Consider the following 26,965-nt stretch of genomic DNA (forward strand, 5'->3'; position numbering starts at 1 on the left):
CCTTTTCCCCACCTCGTGTGTGCCGGCGGACGAAGCCCTACTTTCGTCAGAGGCGCGCCCGGCCCGCCGCGGGGGATGCTGGGGCGCATGATCCGGTGGATACGACATGGTGGCGCCGCGCGGACGGCCCTGCTCCTGTGGCTGACGGCCTGCGCGCCCGTGCTGCTGAAGGCCACATCGGCGAGCGGGCGCGAGCTGTGGGTGCTGCTGGCCGGGTTTCCGCTGCTGGCGGGTGCGGCCGTGGTGGGGCGTACGCGGCCGCTGGTGGGGCTGGCGGTCGCGGTGGGGCTGAGCCTGGCCCTCAACCTGGAGCTGTACACCTCCTCGTACTGGGCGGCGCTGGCGCTGTGGGGCTATCTGGCCGGGCGGTGGACGGCGGGCGCGCGGCCCGCGCTGTGGTTCTTCGCGGCCTTCGCGGTGGCGGGCGCGCTGCTCACCTGGTTGACGGACGCCGGGGTCTGGACCTGGTTCACCGCGCTGACCACGCTGCTGCTCAACGTCGTGGTGCCGTGGCTGCTGGGCCGCTACCGCCGTCAGTACGACCACCTGGTCCACGCCGGCTGGGAGCTGGCCGACCGGATGGAGCGGGAGCAGCGGGCCGTCGCCGATCAGGCGCGGCTGCGCGAGCGGTCCCGGATCGCCGGGGACATGCATGACTCGCTCGGCCACGACCTGGCCCTGATCGCGCTGCGCGCCGCCGCCCTCCAGGTCGACCCGGAGCTGAGCGACCGCCACCGGGCGGCGGCCGCCGAACTGCGCGAGGCGGCCTCGACGGCCACCAGCCAGCTGCGGGACATCATCGGCGTGCTGCGGACCGCCGACGACCCCGCCCCGACGGCCCCCGCCGACGAGGGCGTCGGCCCGCTGGTGGAACGCGCGCGGTCCTCCGGGCTGGCCGTCGAGCTGGAGTACGGGGCGCGGGACGGGAAACACAAGGAGGGCGCAGACGGCCCGAAGGGGCCTGGCCTGCCGCCCATGGCCGACCGGGCCGTCTACCGCGTCGTCCAGGAGGCGCTGACCAACGCCGCCAAGCACGCCCCGGGCGCGGCGGTCCGCGTCCAGCTGGTCCGGGACCCGGCGGCGGGCGAGATCGCGGTGTCCGTCGTCAACGGGCCGCGCCCGGCGGACGGTTCGCCGCCGGATCTGGCCTCGGGCGGCAACGGTCTGGTGGGCCTGGACGAGCGCGTACGGCTGGCCGGCGGGGTGCTGGCCCACGGGCCGTCGGCCGACGGCGGCTTCGCGGTGTCGGCGCGGCTGCCGCTCGCGGCCGGGGTCGCGCTCGTCGCCGAGCGGGCGGCGGCCCCGGCGTCCACGTCGGCGCGGGAGCTGGCCCGCGCCCGGGAGCGGGTGCGGCGCAGGCTGGTGCAGTCGATCACGGTGCCGCTGGCCGTGACCGCCGGACTGGCTGTCCTGTGGGGCGGGTTCACCTTCTATACGCAGTACCACTCGGTCCTGGACCGGCGCACCTACGACCGGCTGGAGATCGGCGAGCCGCGTGCCGACGTCGAGTCGCGGATGCCGCCGTACACGATGGACGGGCCCCCGGACGGCATCGCCGCGCCGCCCCACGGCTGGGACTGCGCTTACTACGGGGTGCGCAGGTACGACGGGCGGTCCGCCTATCGGCTGTGCTTCGCGGACGGGCGACTGGTCGCCAAAGACGTGGTCACCAGTCGGCAGTAGGGGCGGAGGGCGCAGCGGCCGACAGAAGAGGGCGGCAGTGAGAGCGCTTGCTCCCACCGCGCCCTCCGTCCGGGAATCCGGCGCGGGAATTCCACGGAAAGAGACGGCAACCTTTCCGGCCAGAGCGGCGACCACACCCCGACACCCCCCACACCCACCCCCCGCACTCCCCCACCGCCACCCCCACCCCCAGGAGGTCCCGTGGCACCCCCGCACGGTTCGCCCGCCCCCTCCGCCCGCCCCCGGACAAGACGGGCCGGACGCGTCGCGCTCGCCCTGGCCGCCGTCGGGGCGCTGCTGACCACCGGACCGGCCGCCCTGTCGCACGCCGCCCCCGCCGGCCGCGTGGAGAACGGCACTCCCAAGGCCGCCGTCCAGGCCGCCCAGTTGGAGAAGCTGGACCGCGGGCTGGTCAGCGTGCACACCGGTAACGACAACCTGGTCAGCTGGCGCTGGCTGGCCACCGACCCGGACGATGTCACGTTCAACCTCTACCGGGGCAGCGTCAAGGTCAACTCCTCCCCCATCACCACCACCAACTACCTCCACAAGGACGCCCCCAACAGCGCCGACTACACCGTCCGCGCGATCGTGGGCGGCACGGAGCAGCCCGCCTCGCCGAGCGCCGTGCAGTTCCGCTCCGGCTACTACGACGTGCCGATCTCGCCCCCGTCCGGCGGCTCGGACTACACCTACGAGGCCAATGACGCCTCGGTGGGCGACCTGGACGGCGACGGCGACCTCGACATCGTCCTCAAGTGGCAGCCGACGAACGCCAAGGACAACTCGCAGTCCGGCGTCACCGGCAACACCATCGTCGACGGCTACACCCTTCAGGGGCAGCGGCTGTGGCGGATCGACCTGGGCCGCAACATCCGCTCCGGCGCCCACTACACCCAGTTCCAGGTGTACGACTACGATGGCGACGGCAAGGCCGAGGTCGCGATGAAGACCGCGGACGGTACGGTCGACGGCACCGGCAAGACCATCGGCAGCGCCTCCGCCGACCACCGCAACTCCAGCGGCTATGTGCTGGACGGCCCCGAGTTCCTGACCATGTTCAACGGGCAGACGGGCGCGGCGGTCTCCACCGTCGACTACGTCCCGCCGCGCGGCACGGTGTCCTCGTGGGGCGACTCGTACGGCAACCGCGTGGACCGCTTCCTGGCCGGCACGGCCTATCTGGACGGTTCGAAGCCCTCGCTGGTCGAGGCGCGCGGCTACTACACCCGTACGGTCATCAGCGCCTGGAACTACAGCGGCGGGCAGCTCACCCGCAGGTGGACGTTCGACACCAACAGCTCCACCAACAGCGGCAAGGGCTACGACGGGCAGGGCAACCACGCCCTGGCGATCGGCGATGTGGACTCCGACGGCAGGGACGAGATCGTCTACGGCTCGATGGCCGTGGACGACAACGGCAACGCCTTGTGGACCACGAAGAACGGCCACGGCGACGCGGCCCATCTCGGTGACCTGGACCCGTCCCGGCCGGGCCTGGAGTACTTCAAGGTCGACGAGGACTCCTCCAAGCCGTCCTCGTACTTCGCGGACGCCAGGACCGGCCAGGTGCTTTGGTCCACCGCGGCCAGCGGCGACAACGGGCGCGGCGTGGCCGGCGACATCTGGGCGGGCAACGACGGCGCCGAGATGTGGTCCGCGAAGGACGACCAGATCCGCGACGAGGGCGGCGGCGCCAAGGGCCGCAAGCCGTCGTCGATCAACTTCCTGTCGTGGTGGGACGGCGACCCGGTGCGTGAGCTGCTGGACGGCACGCATATCGACAAGTACGGCACCTCCGCCGACACCCGGCTGCTGACCGGCTCCGGGGTGCACTCCAACAACGGCACCAAGGCCACCCCGTCGCTGTCCGGCGACATCCTCGGCGACTGGCGCGAGGAGGTGATCTGGCCGACGTCGGACAACAAGGCGCTGCGGATCTACTCCACGCCGTACGAGACCGACCGGAAGATCACCACGCTGCTGCACGACCGCCAGTACCGGGAGGCCCTGGCCTGGCAGAACACCGCGTACAACCAGCCGCCGCACCCCAGCTTCTTCATCGGCAACAAGATGGCGACCCCGCCGCGGCCGAAGATCGCCACCCCCTGAACGACCGTCCCCCGCACCACCGGCACGACCAGCACCAGTCAGCTCCATCCGCACCCCCCACGGATCATCGGAAAAAGGAGAGTGACATGGCACTACCGGCACCGCGCACCAAGCAGCTGAACAGGAACAGGAAGCGGGCGATGGCCGGCCTCCTGGGCGCCGTCGCCCTCACCACGGGCGCCGTCACCACCGGCCTGACCCTCCCCACCGCCTCCGCCGCCACCTGGCCCACGCCCAGCGGCACCCCCCAGGCGGTCACCAAGACCATCCCGGTCAGCGGGTCCATGGACGGCGGGATGAAGCGCTACTACGGCTCCGGCGACCTGGGCTCCGGCGGCCAGAACGAGGACCAGGACCCGCTCTTCAAGCTCTCCGACGGGGCCACCCTCAAGAACGTCATCCTCGGCGCCCCGGCCGCCGACGGCGTCCACTGTGAGGGCAGCTGCACCCTGCAGAACGTCTGGTGGGAGGACGTCGGCGAGGACGCCGCCACCTTCCGGGGCAGCGGCAAGACGTTCAACGTCATCGGCGGCGGCGCGCGCAAGGCCGCGGACAAGATCTTCCAGTTCAACGGCGGCGGCACGCTGAACATCTCCAACTTCGCCGGCCAGGACTTCGGAACCTTCGTCCGGTCCTGCGGCAACTGCTCGACGCAGTACAAGCGCACCATCAACGTGAGCAACACGGAGCTCACCGCACCCGGCAAGGTCGGCGGCGGGATCAACACCAACTACGGTGACTCCCTCACGCTGCGCTCGATCACCATCGTCGGCGACAGCAGCAAGAAGATCGTCCCGTGCCAGAAGTACATCGGGAACAACACGGGCGCCGAGCCGTCGAAGAACGGCAGCGGCCCCGACGGCACGTACTGCAAGTACTCCACCTCGGACATCACCTACAGGTAATGCCGGCCCAGGCCCGGCGTGCCTGACCCCGACAGGGGCAGGCACGCCGGGCCCGGTTGCCGGACACTGGGACCCGTGAACACAGACACACCGCCTGCCGAGCTCGGGGACTTTCTGCGCACCCGCCGCGCCCGTCTGCGGCCCGAGGACGTCGGGCTGGTCTCGTACGGGACCCGCCGCCGGGTGCCCGGGCTGCGCCGCGAGGAGCTGGCGCAGCTGGCCGGAGTGAGCGTCGCGTACTACACGCGGCTGGAGCAGGGCCAGTCGCCGGGCGCGTCGGACGGCGTGCTCGACGCGATCGCCCGGGCGCTGCGGCTGAGCCCCGACGAACACGCGCATCTGCGCAATCTGGCCCGCCCGGCGCGGACCGGGCGCCGTCCGGCGCCGCGCACCGAGACCGCCCGGCCGAGCACCCGGCTGCTGGTCGAGGCCATGGCCGGGGTGCCCGCGCTCGTGCTGACGGCCCGGTTCGACGTACTGGCCTGGAACCCGCTGGGGCACGCGCTGCTCGCCGGACATCTGGCCGCCGACAGCCCACAACGCCCCGCGGACCGCCCCAACACCCAGCGGCTGCTGTTCCTGGATCCGCACACCCGCGAGCTCTACCCCGACTGGGAGGGCGAGGCGCCGCGCGCGGTCTCCGCGCTGCGGCTGGCGGCGGGCGAGTACCCCGACGACCGGCGGCTCGCGGAGCTGATCGGCGAGCTGTCCATGAAGAGCGCCGAGTTCGCGGCGCTGTGGTCGCGCCACCCGGTGCGCAAATGCGCCTTCGGCATCAAGTCCTTCCACCACCCGCTGGTCGGGCCGATGGAGCTGACCTTCGAGATGACGCGGCTGCCGGACTCCTCGGGCCAGTGCCTGATGATGTACGGCGCGGAGCCGGGCTCCTCGTCGGAGGCGGCCCTGCGCCTGCTGGCGTCGGGCATGGCGTCGGCGGCGGCGGCCGGGACGTCGTCGGCGGCGGCAACGGCTGGGGCGTCGGAGGCAGCAGCGACCCCCGCTCCGTGACCGATCTGGCCGATTTAACCACCCAAAGCGGTCTTGTCCCGATCCTCCTCCCCACGAGAGGCTGACGCCGTCGCATTGGGGAGGGACGGGGAGGGGATCGATCCATGCCGCATACGAGCGCCGGCCGCCGGCGCCGGGCCTGGGCCGTCGTCGCGGGCATCGCCGCGGTGGTCCTGGCGGCCGCGATGCCGTCGGCCGCAGCCGCCAGGACGGACGCGACCGCCAGAGCGGCCACGGCGGCCACAGCGGCCACAGCGGCCACAGCGGACGGCAGCTACATCGTCACGCTGAAGGAGGGGGCGCAGGGCCTCCGCGCGGACTCCGAGGGGGGCCGGGAGCTCGCCGCGCGCTACGGGGCGAGAATCAGCCGTACGTACAGCACGGCGCTGAACGGCTACGCGGTGCGGGCGAACAGGACACAGGCCGAGCGGCTGGCGGCCGACCCGCATATCGCCTCGGTCGCACCGGACACCCAGGTCTCACTGCGCACCCGGCAGCAGAACAGCCAGCAGCACCCCCAGTCTTGGGGCCTGGACCGGATCGATCAGCCGGACCGCACACTCGACGCGTCGTACACCTCGCCGCGCAGCGCCGGCCGGGGCACGACGATCTACGTCCTGGACACCGGTGTACGCACCACGCACCGGGACTTCGGCGGCCGGGCCCGCTCGGGCTGGGACTTCGTGAACAACGACGCGGTCGCCGAGGACGGCAACGGCCATGGCACGCACATCGCGGCCACCGCCGCCGGATCGGCGTACGGAGTGGCGAAGCAGGCGGACATCGTCGCGGTCAAGGTGCTGGACGATACGGGCCAGGGCACCAGCGCCCAGGTGCTGGCCGGTCTCGACTGGGTGATGGAACACGCCCACAGGCCCGCCGTGGTCAATCTGAGCCTGGGCGCCACGCAGGACGCTCCCATCCCCGAGTGGGACGAGGCGGTACGGTCCGGGATCGCATCCGGCCTCACCTTCACGGTGGCGGCGGGCAATCAGAACCGCTCGGCGGGCTCGTACTCCCCGGGCCGGGTGGCGGGCGCCATCACGGTCGGTTCGACGGGCCCGGACGACCGCCGCTCCGCCTTCTCCAACTGGGGCCCGGCGGTTGACCTGTTCGCGCCCGGGGAACGGATCGTCTCGGCGTCGAACACGAGCGACACGGGGTCGAAGGTCATGTCGGGCACCTCGATGGCCGCCCCGCACGCGGCCGGTGCCGCCGCGCTGTATCTCGCGGACCATCCGCGGGCGGCCCCGGCCCAGGTGAGTGCGGCGCTCACGGCCCACGCGGCCAAGGGCAAGGTGCGGAACGCGGGGACCGGTTCGCCGAACCGCCTCCTACAGGTGGGCAACTGACAGGTGGGCAACTGACGGACGGGCAACTCACGGCAAAATATTGGCCCCGTACGGTTCGTGTTTCACGGGCCGTACGGGGCCGAGCGCGTTACGCACGGGAAGTTAACGGGAACCCGGATTGTCCCCCCGCGCCGTAGGGGAAGGCTTTCCGAACACGCCCCCCATGGCCGACCCCATCCGCCCACCAGAGTGAACGCGGACAGGAGCTGTCATGCCCGCAACCCGCCGCAAGGCGGCACAACCGATACAAAGGACAAAAGCCGCCAAAGAATATACGCCCGCAACGCCGTCAGGTGATCCTATGATCGGTCGCATCCCCGTCCTGGACATCCGCCCGCTCATCGACTGCGGCCGCCGCCCCGCGAAGGCGGTGGTGGGCGAGAGTTTCGAAGTGAGCGCCACCGTGTTCCGGGAGGGCCACGACGCGGTCAGGGCCAATGTGGTCCTGCGCGACCCGGCAGGCCGCTCGGGACCTTGGACACCGATGCGCGAACTCGCCCCGGGCACCGACCGCTGGGGCGCCGAGGTCACCCCGAGCGCACAGGGCCGCTGGTCGTACACGGTCGAGGCGTGGAGCGACCCGATCGGCACCTGGCGGCACCACGCCACCATCAAGATCCCCGCGGGGATCGACACCGATCTGGTCCTGGAGGAGGGCGCGCGGCTGCATGAGAGAGCGGCGGCGGGCGTGCCCAAGAACGACGGCCGGGAGGCGGTGTTGCGGGCCGTCGACGGGCTGCGCGACGAGCGGCGCCCGGTCGCCGACCGGCTCGCCGCCGCCCTCGCTCCCGACGTGACGGACGTCCTCGGCCGCCACCCGCTGCGCGAACTGGTCACCGCCTCCCGCCCGATGCCCCTCCTGGTCGAGCGGGAGCGCGCGCTGTTCGGGTCCTGGTACGAGCTGTTCCCGCGCTCGGAGGGCGCCAGGGTCGCCGAGGACCGGCGGCCGCTGAGCGGTACGCTGCGCACCGCCGCCGAACGGCTGCCCGCCATCGCCGCGGCGGGTTTCGACGTGGTCTACCTCCCGCCGATCCACCCCATCGGCACCTCGTACCGCAAGGGCCCCAACAACGCGCTCTCGGCGGGCCCGTACGACGTCGGCTCCCCCTGGGCGATCGGCTCCGCCGCCGGCGGCCACGACGCGATCCACCCCGACCTCGGCACCCTCGACGACTTCGGCCACTTCGTGGAGCGCGCCCGCGAGCTGCGCATGGAGGTCGCGCTCGACTTCGCCCTGCAGTGCTCGCCCGACCACCCCTGGGTGGACAAGCATCCGGAGTGGTTCCACCGGCGCGCCGACGGCACCATCGCGTACGCCGAGAACCCGCCCAAGAAGTACCAGGACATCTACCCGATCGCGTTCGACACCGACTTCACGGGGCTGGTCCGCGAGACCGAGCGGGTGCTGCGCTTCTGGATGTCCCACGGGGTGCGGATCTTCCGGGTGGACAACCCGCACACCAAGCCGGTGGTCTTCTGGGAGAAGGTGATCGGCGACATCAACCGGACCGACCCCGACGTCATCTTCCTCGCCGAGGCCTTCACCCGGCCGGCCATGATGCACACCCTCGGCGCCATCGGCTTCCAGCAGTCGTACACGTACTTCACCTGGCGGAACACCAAACAGGAGCTCACCGACTACCTCACCGAGCTGTCCGGGGACGCGGCCGGATACATGCGGCCCAACCTGTTCGTGAACACCCCGGACATCCTGCACGCCTACCTCCAGGACGGCGGTCGTCCCGCCTTCGAGGCGCGGGCCGTGCTGGCCGCCACGCTGGCCCCCACCTGGGGCGTCTACGCGGGCTACGAGCTGTGCGAGAACGCCCCGCTGCGGCCCGGCAGCGAGGAGTACCTGGACTCCGAGAAGTACCAGCTGCGGCCGCGCGACTGGGAGGCCGCCGAGCGCGCGGGACGTACCATCACACCGCTGCTCAGCTGCCTGAACCGGCTGCGCCGCCGCCATCCCGCGCTGCGGCAACTGCGCAATCTGCGATTCCACCACGCCGACAACGACTCTGTCATCGCCTACTCGAAGCGAGCGGGCGATTCGTGCGTGCTCACGGTCGTCAACCTGGACCCCCACCACACCCAGGAGGCGACGGTCTCGTTGAACATGCCGGAACTCGGCCTCGACTGGCATGAGTCCGCCCCGGTGCGCGACGAGCTCACCGGCGAGACCTATCACTGGGGCAGGGACAACTATGTGCGCCTGGAGCCGGGCCGCCCGATGGCTCCCGCGCATGTGCTGTCCGTGCGACCGTCCTCACCGATCGGAGGGTCACCCACATCATGATCGTCAATGAGCCCGTCCCGGACAAGTTCGAGGACACTCCGGCCAAGGACCGCGATCCCGACTGGTTCAAGCGCGCCGTCTTCTACGAGGTGCTGGTGCGCTCCTTCCAGGACAGCAACGGCGACGGCGTCGGCGACCTCAAGGGACTCACCGCCAAACTCGACTATCTGCAGTGGCTGGGCGTGGACTGCCTCTGGCTGCCGCCCTTCTTCGCCTCCCCGCTGCGCGACGGCGGCTACGACGTGTCCGACTACACCGCCGTACTGCCGGAGTTCGGGGACCTCGCCGACTTCGTCGAGTTCGTGGACGCCGCCCATCAGCGCGGTATGCGGGTGATCATCGACTTCGTCATGAACCACACCAGCGATCAGCACCCGTGGTTCCAGGAGTCCCGCACCGACCCGGAGGGTCCGTACGGCGACTACTACATGTGGGCCGACGACGATAAGCAATTCCAGGACGCCCGGATCATCTTCATCGACACCGAGACGTCCAACTGGACCTTTGACCCGGTGCGCAAGCAGTACTACTGGCACCGCTTCTTCTCGCACCAGCCGGACCTCAACTTCGAGAACCCCGCCGTCCAGGAGGAGGTACTGGCCGCCCTGCGCTTCTGGCTGGACCTGGGCATCGACGGTTTCCGGCTGGACGCCGTACCGTATCTGTACGCGGAGGAGGGCACGGACTGCGAGAACCTGCCCCGCACCCACGACATGCTGAGGCGGGTCCGCGCCGAGATCGACGCCCACTACCCGGACACCGTGCTGCTCGCCGAGGCCAACCAGTGGCCGGAGGACGTCGTCGACTACTTCGGCGACTTCACCAAGGGCGGCGACGAATGCCACATGGCCTTCCACTTCCCGGTCATGCCGCGCATCTTCATGGCCGTACGGCGCGAATCCCGCTACCCGGTCTCGGAAATCCTCGCCAAGACCCCCGCCATCCCCTCCGGCTGCCAGTGGGGCATCTTCCTGCGCAATCACGATGAGCTGACGCTGGAGATGGTCACCGACGAAGAGCGCGACTACATGTACGCGGAGTACGCCAAGGATCCCAGAATGCGCGCCAACATCGGCATCCGCAGACGACTGGCGCCCCTGCTGGACAACGACCGCAACCAGATCGAGCTGTTCACCGCGCTGCTGCTGTCCCTGCCCGGCTCGCCGATCCTCTACTACGGCGACGAGATCGGCATGGGCGACAACATCTGGCTCGGCGACCGCGACGCCGTACGCACCCCCATGCAGTGGACCCCCGACCGCAACGCGGGCTTCTCCTCCTGCGACCCCGGGCGGCTGTTCCTGCCCACGATCATGGACCCGGTCTACGGCTACCAGGTCACCAACGTCGAAGCGGCCATGAGCAGCCCGTCCTCGCTGCTCCACTGGACCCGGCGGATGATCGAGATCCGTAAGCAGAACCCGGCCTTCGGGCTTGGTTCCTTCACCGAGCTGTCCTCCTCCAACCCGGCCGTCCTCGCCTTTCTGCGCGAGGCGCCGCCGACCGAGGACGGCGGGGACGACCTCGTGCTGTGCGTGCACAACTTCTCGCGCTTCGCCCAGCCCACCGAGCTCGATCTACAGGCGTTCAGCGGCCGCCACCCGGTCGAGCTGATCGGCGGCGTCCGGTTCCCCGCCATCGGCGAACTCCCGTATCTGCTGACGCTCGCGGGCCACGGCTTCTACTGGTTCCGGCTGCGGGCGGGCGACGCGGCGGGCCACTGGACGGGGTGACGGGCCGACGGGCCGACGGGCCGACGGGCCGACGGGCCGACGGGCCGACGGGCACGCTTGCCGTTCTCGTCCGTACGCGTCCACCTCGGGCGCGTACGGGCGTTTTCGGCCCCACATCATGGGCAGCCTCCCTACTACCGCACGGGCGGAGCAGATCGCGCACTCCGTACTGCGCCGTACCGCGCCGTACCGCTCTGTACTCGCCGTACGGACGATCCTCGCCCGACACGTCCCGCACCGTCGCACAGTCAATGCCGCAATCCGGGACACTTTGCCCTGATATGTCGTGTGCCCGGGGAAAGGACGCGACGCCATGCCGGAAGCTTCATTCTCCCGGGGGGCCTCCCCGGGGGCACAGCAGCCGCCGACCGCCGTACCGCGGGCCGACCCCCCGCCGTCCGCCATCCGCCCCGCCGCGGCCGCGGGCCCCGCCGGGCTGCTCGCCTCCCTCGCCCCGCTGCTCTCGGAATGGCTGCCCCGGCAGCGCTGGTTCGCGGGCAAGGGCCGTCCGGTCACCGGCTTCGCCCTGGTCTGCGCGACCGAGCTGCTGCCGTGCGCGACCGGCGGCAACACGCCGGGCCTGCTCCATCTGCTCGTCCGCGCCCAGCAGCCCGAGCCGCCCGGCCACCGGCACGGCTCCGGCTGCGGACACCGGCGCGGCGCGGCGGCCAGCGACTGCTACCAGATCCTCCTCGGCGTGCGCGCCACCCTCCCGCCCCACCTCGCCCCCGCCCTCATCGGCCACCCCAGCGGCGGGCCGCTGCACGGCCGGACCGTCTACGAGGCGCTGCTCGACCCCCGCCTCACCACGCTCCTCCTCGAACGGCTGCGGATGCCCGGCACCCTCGGCCCGCTGCGCTTCCTGCGCGAGCCGTCCGCGGACATCCCCTCGGGGCTCGCTCCCCGGCTGGTGAACGTCGAGCAGTCCAACTCCTCGGTGATCTATGGAGATACGTTTATCCTCAAGCTCTTCCGCCGAGTGAGCCCCGGCACCAACCCCGACCTCGAACTGCCCCTGGCCCTCGCCCGCACGGGCTGCACCCGGGTGCCCGCCCCGGCCGCCTGGTTCGAGGCCGCCCCGCTCGGCGAGGGGACGGGCCCGCGCGCCGACCCCTTCACCCTCGGCGTGCTGCAGCCCTACCTCGCCGGCTCCACCGACGGCTGGCAGCTCGCGCTCGACGCGGTGGCCGCCCGGGGCGACTTCACCGCCGCCGCCCACGCCCTCGGCCAGGCCACCGCCGAGGTCCATCTGGCGATGGCCCGCGCGCTGCCCACCTCCCATCTGCGCCGCCCGCAGATCGAACACCTCGCCGCCACCATGTCCGAGCGCCTGGACTCGGCCGCCGCGGCCGTACCCGCCCTCCACCCGTACCGCGCCGCGCTGCACTCCGCGTACGAGGACCTGGCCGCGCTCGGCCGCGCCGGACGCACCTGGACGGCCCAGCGCATCCACGGCGATCTGCACCTGGGCCAAGTGCTGCGGCGGACGGTCGAGGGCGAGGCGCACTGGTCGCTCATCGACTTCGAGGGCGAGCCCTCGCGCCCGCTCGACGAGCGCCGCCGCCCGCAGCCGGCGGTGCGCGATATCGCGGGCATGCTCCGCTCGTTCGACTACGCGGCGGCCGTGGGCGGCCACGACAGCCCACAGGACTGGGCCGGCGGCTCCCGTGCCGCGTACTGCGCGGGCTACGCGGAGGCAGCCGGGAGCGACCCGCGCGACGATCCGGAGCTGCTGCGGGCCCACGAGACCGACAAGGCGGTGTACGAGGTGGTCTACGAGGCCCGCCACCGCCCCGAGTGGCTGCCCGTCCCGATGTCGGCCATCCGCCGCCTGGCCGCGACCCGCACCTGATACGACGCACCCAGCCCCCTGGGAGGACACCCCCGTGACCGCACGTCCGCCGTCCGACCGGCCGCAGCATGACCCGCCTTCGTCCGGCCCGCCCCCTCACGACCTGACTCCGCAGGACTCGCCTTCGTCCGGCCCGCCCCCGCATGACCCGCCGCTATCCGGCCCGCCTCCGTCCGCCTCGTCAGACGCGCCTCCGTCCGGCCCGCCCTCGCCCGTCCCCGCCACCTTCCGCCCGGACCCCGACCGGCCGCCCGCCCACCGGGCCGCCGCGCACGGCCCCGGAGACGGCCCGATGTCCCGCTCCTCGTACACCGCACCGCCCACCCCGCGGGCGCCCAGGCCAAGCCACAGCCCGAGCGCCGGCCCCGACCCCGCCCCCACCGGCCCACCGCGCGCCGAGACCGCACCACGCACCGATGCCGCGCCCCCCGGCGGCGGGGGTGTGCTCGCCGCGACGCCGCTCGGGGACACCGACCGGGAGCGGCTGCTCTCCGGCTCCCACCACGACCCGCACGCACTCCTCGGCGCCCACCCCGTGCGCGGCGGAATCCTCTTCCGCGCGCTGCGCCCGTACGCCCGTTCCGTGGCCGTGACCGCCACCGGGCTGCGCGCGCAGTTGCGCCCCGAGGGGGACGGGCTGTTCTCCGGGGTGCTCCCGCTCCGGGAGATCCCCGACTACCGGCTGCTGGTCGACTACGAGAACGGGGAGCACCGGAACGGGGGGTACGGCAGCGGCGCGGCCCCGCACCACGACCCGTACCGCTTCCTCCCCGCCCTCGGCGAACTGGATCTGCACCTGATCGGCGAGGGCCGCCACGAGGAGCTGTGGCGCGCGCTGGGCGCGCATCCGATGACGCACCAGGGCGTGGCCGGGACGCGGTTCACGGTGTGGGCGCCGGACGCCCGAGGCGTACGCGTGGCCGGGGACTTCAACTACTGGGACGGTACGGCCTGCCCGATGCGCTCGCTGGGCGGCAGTGGCGTATGGGAGCTGTTCCTGCCCGGTGTGGGCGAGGGCGCGGTGTACAAGTTCGACATCACCCGCCCGGACGGAAGCCACACCCTGCGCGCCGACCCGATGGCGCGCCGCACCGAGTGTCCGCCCGCCACCGCCTCGATCGTGCACACCTCCCACCACGAGTGGCGCGACGAGGCGTGGCTGGCCCGCCGGGCGGGGCAGCGCGTACACGAGTCGCCGTTCTCGGTGTACGAGGTGCATCTTCCCTCGTGGCGCCCGGGGCTGACCTACCGCCAGCTGGCCGAGCAGCTTCCCGCGTACGTCAAGGACCTCGGCTTCACCCATGTCGAGCTGATGCCGGTGGCCGAGCACCCCTTCGGCGGCTCTTGGGGCTACCAGGTCACCGGCTTCTACGCGCCCACCGCCCGCCTCGGCACCCCCGACGACTTCAAGTACCTGGTCGACGCCCTGCACCAGGCGGGCATCGGGGTGCTGGTCGACTGGGTGCCCGCGCACTTCCCGCGGGACGAGTGGGCGCTGGCCGAGTTCGACGGCAGACCGCTGTACGAACCCGCCGACCCGGCCCGGGCCGCGCATCCGGACTGGGGCACGCTGGAGTTCGACTACGGTCGCACGGAGGTGCGCAACTTCCTGGTGGCGAACGCCGTGTACTGGTGCGAGGAGTTCCATGTGGACGGCCTGCGGGTGGACGCCGTGGCCTCCATGCTCTACCTCGACTACTCCCGCGAGCCGGGCCAGTGGACGCCCAATGTCCATGGCGGCCGGGAGAACCTGGACGCCGTCGCGTTTCTGCAGGAGATGAACGCGACCGTCTACCGCCGCTGCCCCGGCGTGCTGACCATCGCCGAGGAGTCCACCGCCTGGGACGGCGTCACCCGCGCCACCCACCATGTGGGCCCCAGCGGCTTCGGCGGCCTCGGCTTCGGGCTGAAGTGGAACATGGGGTGGATGCACGATTCGCTGGGCTACATCGGCCATGAGCCGGTGCACCGCAAGTACCACCACCATGAGATGACCTTCTCGATGGTGTACGCGTACAGCGAGAACTATGTGCTGCCCATCTCCCATGACGAGGTGGTGCACGGCAAGCGGTCACTGGTGTCGAAGATGCCCGGCGACTGGTGGCAGCGGCGCGCCGACCACCGCGCGTACCTGGGCTTCATGTGGGCACACCCGGGCAAGCAACTCCTCTTCATGGGACAGGAGTTCGCCCAGGGCGCCGAGTGGTCGGAGAGCCACGGCCCGGACTGGTGGCTGCTCGACCCCTCGTACTCCGCCGAGCCCGACCACCGCGGCGTACGCGACCTGGTCCGCGAGCTGAACCAGGTGTATCTGGCCACGCCCGCGCTGTGGCAGCGGGACACCGACCCGGAGGGGTTTGCCTGGGTCGAGGGCGACGCGCGCGAGGACAACGTCTTCGCCTTCCTGCGCTTCGCCGCGGACGGCTCTCCGCTGCTGGCCATCAGCAACTTCTCGCCCGTCGTACGCGATGACTACCGCATCGGCGTCCCGGACCACGTCCCGCTGTGGCGCGAGGTGCTGAACACCGACGACAGCCGCTACGGCGGCAGCGGCGTCCGCAACCCGGAACCGCTCAAGGCCGAACCCACCGCCTGGCACGGACGGCCCGCGAGCATCCTGCCGGTGCTGCCACCGCTGGCCACGATCTGGCTCGGGCCGGCCTGACGACACGTACGCGCGTCAGAGACCCGCCGGCAAACCAACACGCACGAGCCATTGACGCCCTTCCCGTGTGCACCTACATAAACGTGAGAGCGCTCTCACACCCCCACACACCTCCTGGAGGTCGTCCCCCGTGAGCACACGCACGAGCACCAGACCCAGACCCAGGGCACCCCTCACCTCACCCCTCACCGCGGCGCTGGCCGTCGCCGCGCTCGCGCTGGCGGCCCTCGCCACGCTGTTCGGCACCTCGCCCGCGCGCGGCGACGTGCCGCCCGCCGCCGGCTGGAACCTGCAGTGGAGCGATGACTTCAAGGGTTCCGCGAACACGCTGCCGTCCTCCGCCAACTGGCGGATAGACACCGGCCATTCCTACCCCGGCGGCCCCGGCAACTGGGGCACCGGAGAGATCCAGAACTACACCAACTCCACCAGCAACCTCAGCCTCGACGGCAGCGGCAACCTCCGCATCACCCCGCTCCGCGACGGCGCGGGCAACTGGACCTCGGCCCGTGTCGAGACCCAGCGCGCCGACTTCAAGGCGCCGGCGGGCGGCGTGCTGCGGATCGAGAGCCGTATCCAGATGCCCAACGTCACCGGCAACGCCGCGCTCGGCTACTGGCCCGCGTTCTGGGCGCTCGGCAGCCCGTACCGGGGCAACTACTGGAACTGGCCCGGCATCGGCGAGTTCGACATCATGGAGAACGTCAACGGCATCAACTCCGTGTGGGGGGTGCTCCACTGCGGCGTCAACCCGGGCGGACCCTGCAACGAGACCACCGGCGTCGGCGCCAGCCGCGCCTGCCCCGGCGCGAGCTGCCAGTCCGCGTTCCACACGTACCGCTTCGAATGGGACCGCTCCACCACGCCCAACCAGCTGCGCTGGTACGTGGACGACCAGCAGTTCCACAGCGTCAGCCAGAACAGCGTCGACGCCGCCACCTGGTCGAACATGACCGACCACGCCGGCTACTTCATCCTGCTCAACGTCGCGATCGGCGGCGCCTTCCCCGACGGCGTCCACGGCTCGGCCACCCCCACCGCCGCCACCGACCCCGGCCACCCCATGCTCGTCGACTACGTCGCCGTCTGGACCCGCGGCGGCGGCACCACCGACCCGCCCACCGATCCCCCGTCCGGCTCCGCCACCCGCTACCTGGGCAGCGGCGGGGCCCTCGGCGCCGCGTCCTCCTCCGCGTCCACCGCGACGCTGCCCTCGGCGGGCGGCACCAACCACGACGGCACGCCCTACCAGCCGCAGACCTTCCTCGCCTCCGGGCTGAACGCCACCTACAGCGGCGGCGCCACGCAGTTCGACCTGTTCGTGGACGCGGGCACCACCGTGGCCAACGGCCAGCAGGTCCGTATCTCCTACGACCTGACCGGCGACGGAAGCTGGGACCGCACCGAGACCTACCAGTACTTCGCCACCGATCCCGTCGCGGGCTATGAGCACTACACCCAGGCCCGCGGGCTGAAGTCCGCCACCGGCTCGCTCGGAAACCTGAGCAACGGGAAGGTGCGGGTCGAGGTCTGGAACGCCATCGGCAACGGCGGCAGCACGCTGGGGACGGGCAACCAGTCGTACGTGCGGATTCCGTTCGGCTGAGTTCCGCTCGGTCCATGTTCCGCCTTTGTTCCGCGCGGTGGAACGGGTCGCCGAACAATCGCGCCACTGCTGTACTCGCTTCCGTACGGCAGAGCAAAGGCGGAAGGAGGACAACATGAAACAGCGGCTGTTGCGGGCGCTCTCCATCGCGCTCATCGCGGGCGGCCTCGTCGCGGCGTCCGGTATGACGGCGACGGCGGCGAGCGCCGCCCCCGTCAGTAGGTGCTGCTAGGTCACCCGAGCCGGCCGAGTTCCTCGCGGACCCGGCCGGCGTCCGGGTGGCCGAGGGCGTCGAACATGGTCAGGGCCTGCCGCCAGGTGTCCCGGGCGCCGCGGACATCGTCGGCGGCCAACTGGGCGCTGCCGAGGCGGTACATGGTCTCGGCCGCCCTGACCCGCTGGCCGCGCTCGCGGCGCAGCTCCACGGCGTTGCGGTAGCAGACGATGGCCTGCTCGTGGTCGCCGAGGCGGTGGTGGGCGTAGCCGAGGCTGTCCCAGGCGGCCGAGGCGCCCCGCCCGTCGTGTGCCTCCTGGAGCATCCGCAGCGCCTTCTCACAGTGGATCAGGGTCTGCTGGTACTGGCCGACCATGGCGTACGCCCAGCCGAGGTTGTTCAGCGCGTACGCCTCCCCGCTGCGCTGGCCGACCTCGCGGTACAGCTCAAGGGTGCGCTGCGCGTGGTACAGCCCCTCCTCGTGGCGGCCCTGCCGCTCGCCCGCCTGGTTGAGCGCGACGTGGATGAGCGCCTGGCCGGCCGCGTTGCCGGTCCTGCCGTGCAGGTCCAGGGCGCACATCAGGTGGTCGCGGGCCCGGTCGTACTGGGCCATCCGCAGATCGGCGAGGCCGAGGCCGTGGTGGGCGTGGGCCTGCCCGGTCAGGTTGTCCGTACGCCGCGCCGTGTCGAGCGCCACGGCGTGTACGACGCCCTGGTCGTGCCAGTGGCCGAGCTGGTCCAGGAACTCGGCGAGCGACCAGGCCAGCTGCCAGACGTGGGTCTCGAATCCGCTCTCCGCCGCCTGCTGTTGCACGGCGATCAGCACATGGTGTTCGACGGTGAACCAGGTCAGCACCTCGGCGTAATCGGCGAACGGCTCGGTGCACACGCCGGGCTGCGCCTCGGGGAGGGTGAGCGGCGTGCGCTGCGGGGTGAACACCCGGCCGGCGGCGACGGCGGTGTGCAGATAGTGGTCGAGGATGCGGTGCAGCGCGGCGCGCCGGTCGTCCTCGGAGTCGTACGCCTCGGCCAGCTCGGTGGCGTAGGCGCGCAGCAGGTCGTGCAGCGCGTACTGGCCCGGGCTGCGCTCGGTGAGCAGATGGGCCCGGGTCAGCTGGAGCAGCAGCCGCCGGGCCTGCGGTACGGGCAACCCCATCAGGCTGGCCACGGCGGCGGCCGAGATGTCCGGGCCGGGGTGCACGCCCAGCAGCCGGAACAGCCGGGCGGCGTCGGTGCCCAGGGTGTGGTACGACCACGAGAACACCGCCCGGACGTCGGTCGTGGCGTCACCGCCGTCGAACGCGTCCAGGCTGCCGCGGGCGTCGTGCAGCTCGCGGGCGAGAGCTTCGAGGGAGAAGCCGGGGTGAGTGGCCGCGCGGGCGGCGACGATGGCCAGCGCCAAGGGCAGCCCCGCGCACACCGTGACAACGTCCTCCACCGCCTCCGGCTCGGCCGCCACCCGCTCGGGACCCAGCCTGCGGGCGAGCAGTTCGCGCGCCTCGGTGCGGTCGAGCAGATCCAGCGGCAACGGCTGGGCCTGCTCCGCGACGACCAGTCCGGTGAGCTCGTTACGGCTGGTCAGCAGCACCAGACAGCCGGGCGCCCCGGGCAGCAGGGGGCGGACCTGATCTGCGTCGCGCGCGTTGTCCAGCAGGATCAGCACCCGGCGGCCCGCCAACAGGCTGCGGTAGAGGGCGGTTTGGGCCTCCACGGTGGCCGGTATCCGGTGCGCGGGCACCTGGAAGGCGTCCAGAAAGCCCCGTACCGCCTCGGAGGGGGTCATCGCCGAGCCGGTCGGGCCGAAGCCGCGGAGGTTCACATACAGCTGACCGTCGGGGAAGCGGTCGCAGACCCGGTGGGCCCAGTGCACGGCCAGGGTGGTCTTGCCGAGGCCGCCACTGCCCGCGATCACGGAGATCACCGCCGCGGTGGGCACCCACCCGGTTGCGGATCCAGTTCCGGACCCGGGCGCGGGTCGCAGCAGCGCGTCGAGCCCGGCCAGCTCCCGTTCCCGCCCGGTGAAGTGGACGACATCGGCGGGGAGTTGCTGTGGGACGGCGACCTCGGCGGCCGGTGGGGACTCGGCGGGGGGCTCGGGGGAGGTGTCCTGCGGGGCGGATGGGGGTGGGGTGGCGGTAGCTGGGGCTGTGGCGGCTGGGGCCGTGGCTGGAGCCACGGCCGCCGTGGGGGCTGCGGCAGCTGGGGCGGGCGTTTGGTCCGCGGCTGCCGGGGCCGAATCCGCGCCCGCCAGAGCCACACCCGCCCGGTCCGCCCCCGCCGGCTGCGCGTCCAGCACCTTCCGGTGCAGCCGCTGCAGGTCGTCCCCCGGCTCGATGCCCAGTTCGTCGACGTACCGCTGCCGCGTACTGCGGAAGAGCGCGAGCGCGTCGGCCCGCCGGCCGCTCCGGCTCAGCGCCTCCATCAGCAGGCCCACCGACCGCTCCCGCAGCGGGTGCTCCGCCACCAGAGGGGACAGGACAGCGGCCGCCTCCTGGTGCCGCCCGGAGCGCAGATCGATCGCGGCGCACTCCTCCACCACCGCGCGCCGCTCCTCCTCGAGGCCCGCCCCGACGGTCTCGGGCAGCCAGCCGCCCGCGACGTCCGCGAGCGCGGGGCCGCGCCACAGCTGGAGCGCCGCGTGCAGCAGTTCACCGGCCGGGCCGTCGCCGACCGTCCGCGCCTCACGCACCAACTCCCGGAAACGGTGCAGGTCCACCCGCTCCTGGTCGACGGTGAGGCAGTACCCTTGTGCGGAGGTGGACAGCTCGGTGTCGGCCAGCGCGGCCAGGATCCTGCGCAGTTTGGATATCTGGACCTGTACGGCGTTGCGCGCGGACCCCGGCGGGTCCTCCCCCCATACGGCCTTCACCAGCCGGTCCACGGAGACCACTCGCCCCGGCTCCAGCAACAGCATCGCCAGGACGGATCGCTGCTGAGCGGCGGTCGGGCCGAGTCCCTGCTCGCCCTGCCATATACCGACCGGGCCCAGCAGACGAAACTCGGTCCCGTGCACGCGCTTCCCCCGTCGGTACCTGAGATTCCCTGCGGCCATCTCGCAGCCTACCCACAGGGACAGGTCAGCGCCGCATCAGCGAGACATCAGCTCCGCGTTGCACCCTACGGGCAATGAGGGCGCCGCGGCGCACCCACGCTCACGTCCGGCGCATACCCCGCTGGATGGGGAGCCCGCGGTAACGGGGAGCCCTCTGTACCCAGACAGCGGGGGCGACATGGGGGGCTTGATCCGCGTATCGAATACCGCCGGACCGGCCGGACCGCGCAGACCGAGCGGCCGGTACAACCGGGCCCTGGCAGCCGGACTCCTCGCGATTGGTTTTCTCGGGGCGGCCGGCTACAAGGCCGAGGCGGCCAGATCCGCGCCGACAGGCAGCGCTATGGCGAAAGGGCAGCTCATGACGGCTACGGGACAGACTCGCACCCTCCCTCGGATAGGCGACCTCGTGTACGACATCGAGCGCGAGGCCATCGGCCGCGTCGCCTATATCGACACCGGCGGAAACGTCGCCTGGATCAAGCCCCAGGACGACGGCCCCGAATGGACCGCGCTCCCGGAGCAGCTGCGGCCCGCTGTGGACGGCGAACGCTGACGCGCTTGCGCGGCGGTGTCTCCGTACGGATTTCAGTACGGGTTTCAGCACGGATTTCAGTAAGCGCTTAACTCCCGCTGATGTCCCGCTGATACGTGCGCTGATGTCAGCGCACCCTTATGCGCCCGCGCCTTCCACGGGGGGAGGCGCGGGATCTCGTTCGCCTGCCATGACGGTCCCGTTCAGCACACCTTGCGGTACGGGACTTCGGGGATGTACGTCTTCCAGTCGGCGCGGTGCAGGCCGCCGCCCGCGCGCTCGCAGACGGCGGCGGTGACGCGCCCGGGGTCGACGGCGATCTTCTGGAGCGGTACGTGTTCGCCCGCGACCAGCAGGGTTCTGCCGTCCTCGCTGAAGGACAGGGCCCGGATGTTGTCGCCCGCGGTGAGCAGAACGGATCCCAGCGGAAGGCCGGACGCGGTGTCCCACAGCCGCAGCGTGCCCTTGTCGCCCGCCACGGCCAGGATCTTGCCGTCGGGTGAGTAGGCCAGGGCTTTCACGGGTTCGGCGCTCTCCCGCCCCTCGCCGGTGAGCGTCCCGGCGACAACGCCCAGACGACGCTCGGCACTGCCGTCCCACAGCGTCACCTGCCCCGAGTCCGTGCCGCGGGCCAGTTGTTCACCGTCAGGGCGGTAGGCCAGCGCGTAGACCGGGTCCTGGGAACGGGTGGGTCGCTGCGGACGGCCCGAGGGGAGGGTGAAGCGCTGCCCGGACGCCGTGGTGACCATCCGGCCGTCGGGTCGCACGGCCAGGGCCGAGGAGTCCGGGAACCCCCCCGTCCAGAGGTTGCCACTACCGCTGCTCACCATCTCCCCCGACCCGTCCGGCCACCGGGTCACCTTGGTGCGGCTGCGGATTCCCCAGAGCTCCAGGGTCTCCGGATTGTGCCGGTAGGCGAGCACGGTCTTCCCGTCCGGCGTCAGCGCGATCGAGTCGGCGCCCGACCCGTCTTCCGTCAGCGCGAGCGGGTCGGCGCCCGACCCGTCTTCGTCCTTCGGGGTGAGCACGAGGTCGGCCGTTCTACGGCCCTTGCGCACGTCCCACACCGCAACCCGCTCCGCCCGGGGCCGGCCGTCGGCCGCGTTGCGCTCGCCGAACCCATAGGCGAAGGTCCGCCCGTCCGCGCTGAACGCCATGAGCGGCAAGCAGTACTGGCCCCTGTGCCCCGGTTGAGCAGTGGTCCGGCAGTCGGCCGAGGGCAGGGCGGCGGCAACCGAGGCTCCTCCGCCGGTGGGCCGCAGCTCGATCCGTTCGCGCTCGCCCGACGTCCGCACCTCCGCGATCAGGCTCGCGTCGGGGCTGAACAGGGCTGCCCCGTCCCGCTTCGGCCCCCATCCCGGGGCCGTGGCGTTGCCCAGGTGCAGGGTGCGCACCGCGTCGCTCATGACGATGTCCCCCTCCTGGTACCGGATGACCCCGTGGTCCGCATCCAGCTTCAGACCGGAGATCCGCCGACCGGCCAGGGGATGCCGGTAGACGGGCTTCCCAGGGCTGTCGAGCCGCCACATCAGGATCTCCTGGTCATCCGTGGCTGCCAGCAACCGCCCGTCACGGCTGACGGTGAGGTCCGAGAGCCCGGAGTGGGAGATGCCTGGCAGTTCCTTTCCAGAGGCCAGCTCCCAGCCGCGAATCCCTTTCGCGGTGGCGATCAGCAGCCTTTGGCCGTCCGGTGTGAGTGTGAACTCGCTGTCGACATCGGCGTCCGGATCGCAGACCGGACGCGAGACAACAGCGGGGAGCGTACGTATCCGGCGATGCTCGCGGACATCCCAGACCTCCAGGTCATCCTGGTCCGAACACAGCGCGACCCTCCTGTCGTCCGCGCTGAGCCCCGGCACCTGCATGCTCTCGCTGGAGCGCTGGAACAGGATGCGGCGATGCCGGATGTCCCACAGCCGGAGCCAGTGCCCGTCCACCACGACGACGGTGCGTCCGCTCGCCCCGAAGTACGCGTCCCCGTCCTCGTCCTCGGTATCGAGGCGCGGGCCGATGGGTCGGCCGGAGGCGCGGTCCCGCAGTCGGAGACCATCGTCCCCGAACGTCACGACCTGCCGCCCGTCCGGGGAGACGGCCGACACGATCGCCGTCTCGTTGCTCATCTTGACGGAGCTGATCCGGCGATGAGTGGGGACGTCCCAGCCGCGCAGCTCGCCGTTCATCCCAGAGGTCACGAGCGTACGGCCGTCACCGCTCAGCATCGCGTCGTCGTCCGCGCCGCCTCCCGAAGCGGTGAAAGTGTCCTGCTCGCGCTGCGCCATCGCCCCCAGCAGCGCCGCTCTCGCCTCCACCGTGTGGCTGATGTTCCACGCCGCCACGCTCAGCCGCATCGCCGTCACCGGATCCGCGTACCGCATGTTCTGTGCGACGGACGCGATCCGGCGGGACACGGCCTCCGCCCGCCGCTGCTCCCCCGCCCGGTTCTGCTGCCAGGCCACCACCCCGGCCACGAGCGCCAGCGCCACCAGCACCGCCACCGCACCCACGAACGTACGCACCCGTCGGCGCTCCCGCGTGCCCGCCGCCCGGCTGGCGGCCAGGAAGTCGCGCTCCACGGCGGTGAGTTCGGCCGAGTCGTCGGGCTCTTCGAACGCCTCCCGCGCCTCGACCAGCCGCGCGCCCCGGTAGAGCGCGCCGGGATCCCGTCCCAGCTCCTCCCAGGTGCGGGCGGCCTCGGTCAGCTTGCGGTGGGTGCGCAGCCGCTGGCGGTCCTCGTCGATCCAGCCGCGCAGCCGGGGCCAGGCGGTGATCAGGGCCTCGTGGGCGAGGTCGACCGTGCCCTCGTCGAGGGTGACCAGGCGCGACCGCACCAGGCGTTCCAGTACGAGCGCCGTATCAGCCGCGTCACCGGAGCCAGAGCCGGAGTCCAGTCCCAGCTCCTCCCGGTCCACCGGGCGCCGGGTGTCCTGGGCCCCCTCCCCCGGTGTGATCAGCCGGAGCATGATCCGCCGCGCGGCCTCCGCCTGCCGCTCGCTGAGCTCCCCGTACACCCGCTCCGCGGTCAGGGCGATCGCGCCGTGCACACCGCCCGCCGCCTCGTACGCCTCGACCGTCAGCGCCCGGCTGCGGCGGCGGCGCCAGGTCTCCAGCAGGGCGTGGGACATCAGGGGCAGGCCGCCGGGTTCGTCGACGACCTCCTCCACGACCCTGGCGGTCAGCGCCCGCTCGACGATCAGCCCTTCGGCCGCGGCCGGCTTGACGATCGCCTCCCGCAGCTCCGCTCGCCCCATCGTTCCGACGAGCAGGGTGGCGCCGCGCAGTGCGGCCGTCAGCTCCCGGTGTTCGGCGCAGCGGCCGAAGAAGTCGGCCCGTACGCCGATGACCACGCGCAGTCGGCTGTCCTCGTCCTGGGCGGACAGCAGGCGTTCGATGAACCCGGCGCGTTCGGCCGGGTCCTGGCAGAGGGTGAAGACCTCCTCGAACTGGTCGATCACCAGCCAGGTGTCCCCGTCGTCGTCCCCGTTCGGGCCGAGCTTCGGGGCGAGCGCGTCGGCGTGGGTGCGGAGCGGGCGGTCGCCGGGAGTGAGGACGCGGATCACGGACGGGCGGGGTAACGGCGCGGCCGTGCCGTCGCGCAGGGCCGGGATCAGACCGGCCCGCAGCAGTGAGGACTTACCGCTGCCCGAGGGGCCGAAGACGGCGGCGAACCTGCTCTCCCGGACCAGCTCCAGCAGATCGGCTACGAGCTGTTCCCGCCCGAAGAACCGTTCGTGGTCGCCCGGTTCGAAGCGGGCCAGTCCGCGGTAGGGCGGGGTGGCGTCGTCCTCCTCGGCCGGGAGGCCGGTCGTCTCCTCCGCCGCCTCGCGCCAGCGCGCCTCCCAGGCGATCCGGTCGGCCGAGTCGCCGCCGCACGCCTCCACATACGCGAGCGTGACCGGCAGCGAGGGGAGTTGGTCCCCCGCGGCGGCCCGGGACAGCGTGGTGAGCGAGTACGGCACGCGCTGCGCCATCGCCCGGTAGGTCGGCCCACCCGCCTCGCTCCGCAGCTTGCGCAGCTCGTACGCGAAACGCTGGACCGGGCCCGCGCTCGGATCCAGCGGGCTCTCTTTGCGGCCCATGCCCCATTCCCCCCACCTGACGGCCTGGTACGGCCCCAGACGCTACTCCCTTTGTTTCGTACGGCGATGGGGCTGCCGAACAACCGCCGGGCCGGTGAAGTGGACCGTACGAAGCAACAGGAAGAGAGGTGGGGGCTCATGCCTCTTTGGGGGCGGATCACCACGGCGGTCATGGGGGTCGCCCTGTTGGTCGCGCCGTTCCTCCCCTTCGTCCCAGGCGTTCACGCGGAGTCGGCCACGGGGGTCGCGCACTTGCCCGCGGGGTTCTCAGACGGGGGATGAACGGGCCGAGGGATGAACGGCCGGGGGATGAACGGGCGCGGCCCTGCCCCGATTCAGGAGGGCAGGGCCGCGATGTCCGCGCGCGATGGGTGCCGCGCGGGTGGGGCGCAGGTCAGATGGAGGCGTGCTCCTTCGCCGTACCCGAGCCGCCGCGCTGCTCCGGCACCGCCGGGCTCGTGTCGTCGTCCGCGTCGTCCCCGCCGTACGGCGAGTGGTCGTCGACGAGCGTCGTCTCGTCGAACGGCAGCCGACCGGCGAGCACTTCCTGCATGCGCTCCTTGTCGATCTCCTTGGTCCAGGTGCCGACCAGGACGGTGGCGACCGCGTTGCCCGCGAAGTTGGTGACCGCGCGCGCCTCGCTCATGAAGCGGTCGATGCCGACGATCAGGCCGACGCCGTCCACCAGGTCCGGCCGGTGCGACTGCAGACCGCCGGCCAGCGTGGCCATGCCCGCACCGGTCACGCCCGCCGCGCCCTTCGACGCGATGATCATGAACGCCAGGAGGGATATCTGCTCGCCGAGCGAGAGCGGGTTGTCCATGGCCTCCGCGATGAACAGCGACGACATGGTCAGGTAGATCGCGGTGCCGTCCAGGTTGAAGGAGTAGCCGGTCGGCACGGTGATGCCCACGACGGGCTGGCTGACGCCCGCGTGCTCCATCTTGGCGATCAGGCGCGGCAGCGCGGACTCCGAGGACGAGGTCGACACGATCAGCAGGAACTCGCGCGCCAGGTACTTCAGCAGCGAGAAGATGCTCACGCCGGCGACCAGCCGCAGGATCGTGCCGAGCACGAGGAACACGAACAGCGCACAGGTGATGTAGAAGCCGATCATGATGACGGCGAGCGACTTCAGCGCGTCCACGCCCGTCTCGCCGACCACCGCCGCGATCGCGCCGAAGGCACCCACCGGCGCCGCCCACATGATCATGGACAGCACGCGGAACACCAGCCGCTGGATGTGGCCGATCCCGCGCAGGATCGGCTCGCCGCTCTTGCCCATGGCCTGCAGCGCGAAGCCGACCAGCAGCGCGATCAGCAGGGTCTGCAGCACCTCGGGAACGGTGAAGGCGGAGACGAGCGTGGTCGGGATGATGCCGAGCAGGAAGTCCGGAAGGGACTCGCTGACGGCGTTCTTGGCCTGGCCCTGTCCGGCCTGGGCCACCTCGTTGGTCAGGTGCAGCCCGCTGCCCGGCTCGATGATGTTGCCGACGACCAGGCCGATGGCGAGGGCGACGGTCGACATCAGCAGGAAGTAGCCGAGCGCCAGGCCACCGACCTTGCCGACCTTCGCGGCCTTCCGCACCGAGCCGACGCCGAGCACGATCGTGCAGAAGATGATCGGCGAGATCATCATCTTGATGAGATTCACAAAGCCGGTGCCGATCGGCTTGAGCTCGACGGCGGTGTCGGGGGCGACGAAGCCCACCAGGATGCCGAGCGCCACCGCGGCGATCACCGCGAGGTAGAGGAAATGAATCCGGTCCTTCTTCGGCCGCCCGGCATCCGTACCCACGGAATCGGGCGGCGAGGTCTGCGCAGCCACGGTGCTGCCTCCTTCTGCTCTGCCGCCCAGCTGTCCCGGCTGATGCGT

Annotated in this window: 14 protein-coding genes; 11 read left to right on the forward strand and 3 right to left on the reverse strand. The window is 71.8% G+C overall.

Features of this window, described 5'->3' with window-relative positions:
• The first annotated feature begins 87 nt into the window (after window positions 1–87).
• The 10 genes from ACFV2X_RS14415 to ACFV2X_RS14460 all read left to right on the forward strand — a co-directional run bounded on the left by ACFV2X_RS14415 (window position 88) and on the right by ACFV2X_RS14460 (window position 17,212).
• Window positions 88–1,683, forward strand: coding sequence for a sensor histidine kinase (locus tag ACFV2X_RS14415; RefSeq protein WP_385615837.1), 1,596 nt, complete (start codon window positions 88–90; stop codon window positions 1,681–1,683).
• A gap of 201 nt (window positions 1,684–1,884) precedes the next feature.
• Window positions 1,885–3,795 (forward strand): rhamnogalacturonan lyase, encoded by a 1,911-nt coding sequence (locus ACFV2X_RS14420; RefSeq protein WP_385615839.1) that lies wholly within the window; start codon window positions 1,885–1,887, stop codon window positions 3,793–3,795.
• Between the two features lie 86 nt (window positions 3,796–3,881).
• Complete coding sequence (locus ACFV2X_RS14425; protein WP_385615841.1) at window positions 3,882–4,700, forward strand: pectate lyase; 819 nt, start codon at window positions 3,882–3,884, stop codon at window positions 4,698–4,700.
• 75 nt (window positions 4,701–4,775) lie between these two features.
• Window positions 4,776–5,708 (forward strand): helix-turn-helix transcriptional regulator, encoded by a 933-nt coding sequence (locus ACFV2X_RS14430; RefSeq protein WP_385615843.1) that lies wholly within the window; start codon window positions 4,776–4,778, stop codon window positions 5,706–5,708.
• Window positions 5,709–5,812: 104 nt separating this feature from the next.
• Window positions 5,813–7,060 (forward strand): S8 family peptidase, encoded by a 1,248-nt coding sequence (locus ACFV2X_RS14435; RefSeq protein ID WP_385615845.1) that lies wholly within the window; start codon window positions 5,813–5,815, stop codon window positions 7,058–7,060.
• Between the two features lie 301 nt (window positions 7,061–7,361).
• Complete coding sequence (locus ACFV2X_RS14440) at window positions 7,362–9,356, forward strand: alpha-1,4-glucan--maltose-1-phosphate maltosyltransferase (protein ID WP_385615848.1); 1,995 nt, start codon at window positions 7,362–7,364, stop codon at window positions 9,354–9,356.
• Window positions 9,353–11,089, forward strand: a complete 1,737-nt coding sequence (gene treS, locus ACFV2X_RS14445; RefSeq protein WP_385615851.1) for a maltose alpha-D-glucosyltransferase — start codon at window positions 9,353–9,355, stop codon at window positions 11,087–11,089. The genes ACFV2X_RS14440 and treS overlap by 4 nt, the downstream gene beginning before the upstream one ends.
• Before the next feature lie 313 nt (window positions 11,090–11,402).
• Window positions 11,403–12,941, forward strand: a complete 1,539-nt coding sequence (locus ACFV2X_RS14450; RefSeq protein ID WP_385615853.1) for a phosphotransferase — start codon at window positions 11,403–11,405, stop codon at window positions 12,939–12,941.
• A 292-nt stretch (window positions 12,942–13,233) separates the two neighbouring features.
• Entirely contained in the window at window positions 13,234–15,606 is a 2,373-nt protein-coding gene (gene glgB / locus ACFV2X_RS14455; RefSeq protein ID WP_385615856.1) for a 1,4-alpha-glucan branching enzyme, read from the forward strand.
• A gap of 130 nt (window positions 15,607–15,736) precedes the next feature.
• Window positions 15,737–17,212, forward strand: coding sequence for a glycoside hydrolase family 16 protein (locus tag ACFV2X_RS14460; protein WP_385615858.1), 1,476 nt, complete (start codon window positions 15,737–15,739; stop codon window positions 17,210–17,212).
• A gap of 233 nt (window positions 17,213–17,445) precedes the next feature.
• Here the strand turns inward: ACFV2X_RS14460 and ACFV2X_RS14465 are convergent, their stop codons facing one another.
• Window positions 17,446–20,439: a BTAD domain-containing putative transcriptional regulator gene (locus ACFV2X_RS14465; protein ID WP_385615861.1), complete on the reverse strand. Its 2,994-nt coding sequence runs from the start codon at window positions 20,437–20,439 to the stop codon at window positions 17,446–17,448.
• 400 nt (window positions 20,440–20,839) lie between these two features.
• Between ACFV2X_RS14465 and ACFV2X_RS14470 the strand changes: the two genes are divergently transcribed.
• Window positions 20,840–21,034 (forward strand): hypothetical protein, encoded by a 195-nt coding sequence (locus ACFV2X_RS14470; protein WP_385615864.1) that lies wholly within the window; start codon window positions 20,840–20,842, stop codon window positions 21,032–21,034.
• A gap of 182 nt (window positions 21,035–21,216) precedes the next feature.
• On the opposite strand, the gene ACFV2X_RS14475 is transcribed toward ACFV2X_RS14470, so the two are convergent.
• Together ACFV2X_RS14475 and ACFV2X_RS14480 are read right to left on the reverse strand one after the other, a co-directional pair.
• Window positions 21,217–25,089, reverse strand: coding sequence for a hypothetical protein (locus ACFV2X_RS14475; RefSeq protein ID WP_385615867.1), 3,873 nt, complete (start codon window positions 25,087–25,089; stop codon window positions 21,217–21,219).
• 394 nt (window positions 25,090–25,483) lie between these two features.
• Window positions 25,484–26,917: a cation:dicarboxylate symporter family transporter gene (locus ACFV2X_RS14480; protein ID WP_385616033.1), complete on the reverse strand. Its 1,434-nt coding sequence runs from the start codon at window positions 26,915–26,917 to the stop codon at window positions 25,484–25,486.
• Between the last annotated feature and the right edge of the window lie 48 nt (window positions 26,918–26,965).

Origin of the sequence: Streptomyces sp. NPDC059679, from assembly GCF_042734105.1 — a bacterium.
Classification (GTDB): Bacteria; Actinomycetota; Actinomycetes; order Streptomycetales; family Streptomycetaceae; genus Streptomyces.

What these genes read in the sequence shown, in the direction of transcription:
- ACFV2X_RS14470 (WP_385615864.1), top strand. Translation starts at nt 20,840, where the DNA reads ATGACGGCTACGGGACAGACTCGCACCCTCCCTCGGATAGGCGACCTC.
- ACFV2X_RS14425 (WP_385615841.1), top strand. Translation starts at nt 3,882, where the DNA reads ATGGCACTACCGGCACCGCGCACCAAGCAGCTGAACAGGAACAGGAAG.
- ACFV2X_RS14435 (WP_385615845.1), top strand. Translation starts at nt 5,813, where the DNA reads ATGCCGCATACGAGCGCCGGCCGCCGGCGCCGGGCCTGGGCCGTCGTC.
- ACFV2X_RS14440 (WP_385615848.1), top strand. Translation starts at nt 7,362, where the DNA reads ATGATCGGTCGCATCCCCGTCCTGGACATCCGCCCGCTCATCGACTGC.
- ACFV2X_RS14415 (WP_385615837.1), top strand. Translation starts at nt 88, where the DNA reads ATGATCCGGTGGATACGACATGGTGGCGCCGCGCGGACGGCCCTGCTC.
- ACFV2X_RS14475 (WP_385615867.1), bottom strand. Translation starts at nt 25,089, where the DNA reads ATGGGCCGCAAAGAGAGCCCGCTGGATCCGAGCGCGGGCCCGGTCCAG.
- ACFV2X_RS14450 (WP_385615853.1), top strand. Translation starts at nt 11,403, where the DNA reads ATGCCGGAAGCTTCATTCTCCCGGGGGGCCTCCCCGGGGGCACAGCAG.
- glgB (WP_385615856.1), top strand. Translation starts at nt 13,234, where the DNA reads ATGTCCCGCTCCTCGTACACCGCACCGCCCACCCCGCGGGCGCCCAGG.
- treS (WP_385615851.1), top strand. Translation starts at nt 9,353, where the DNA reads ATGATCGTCAATGAGCCCGTCCCGGACAAGTTCGAGGACACTCCGGCC.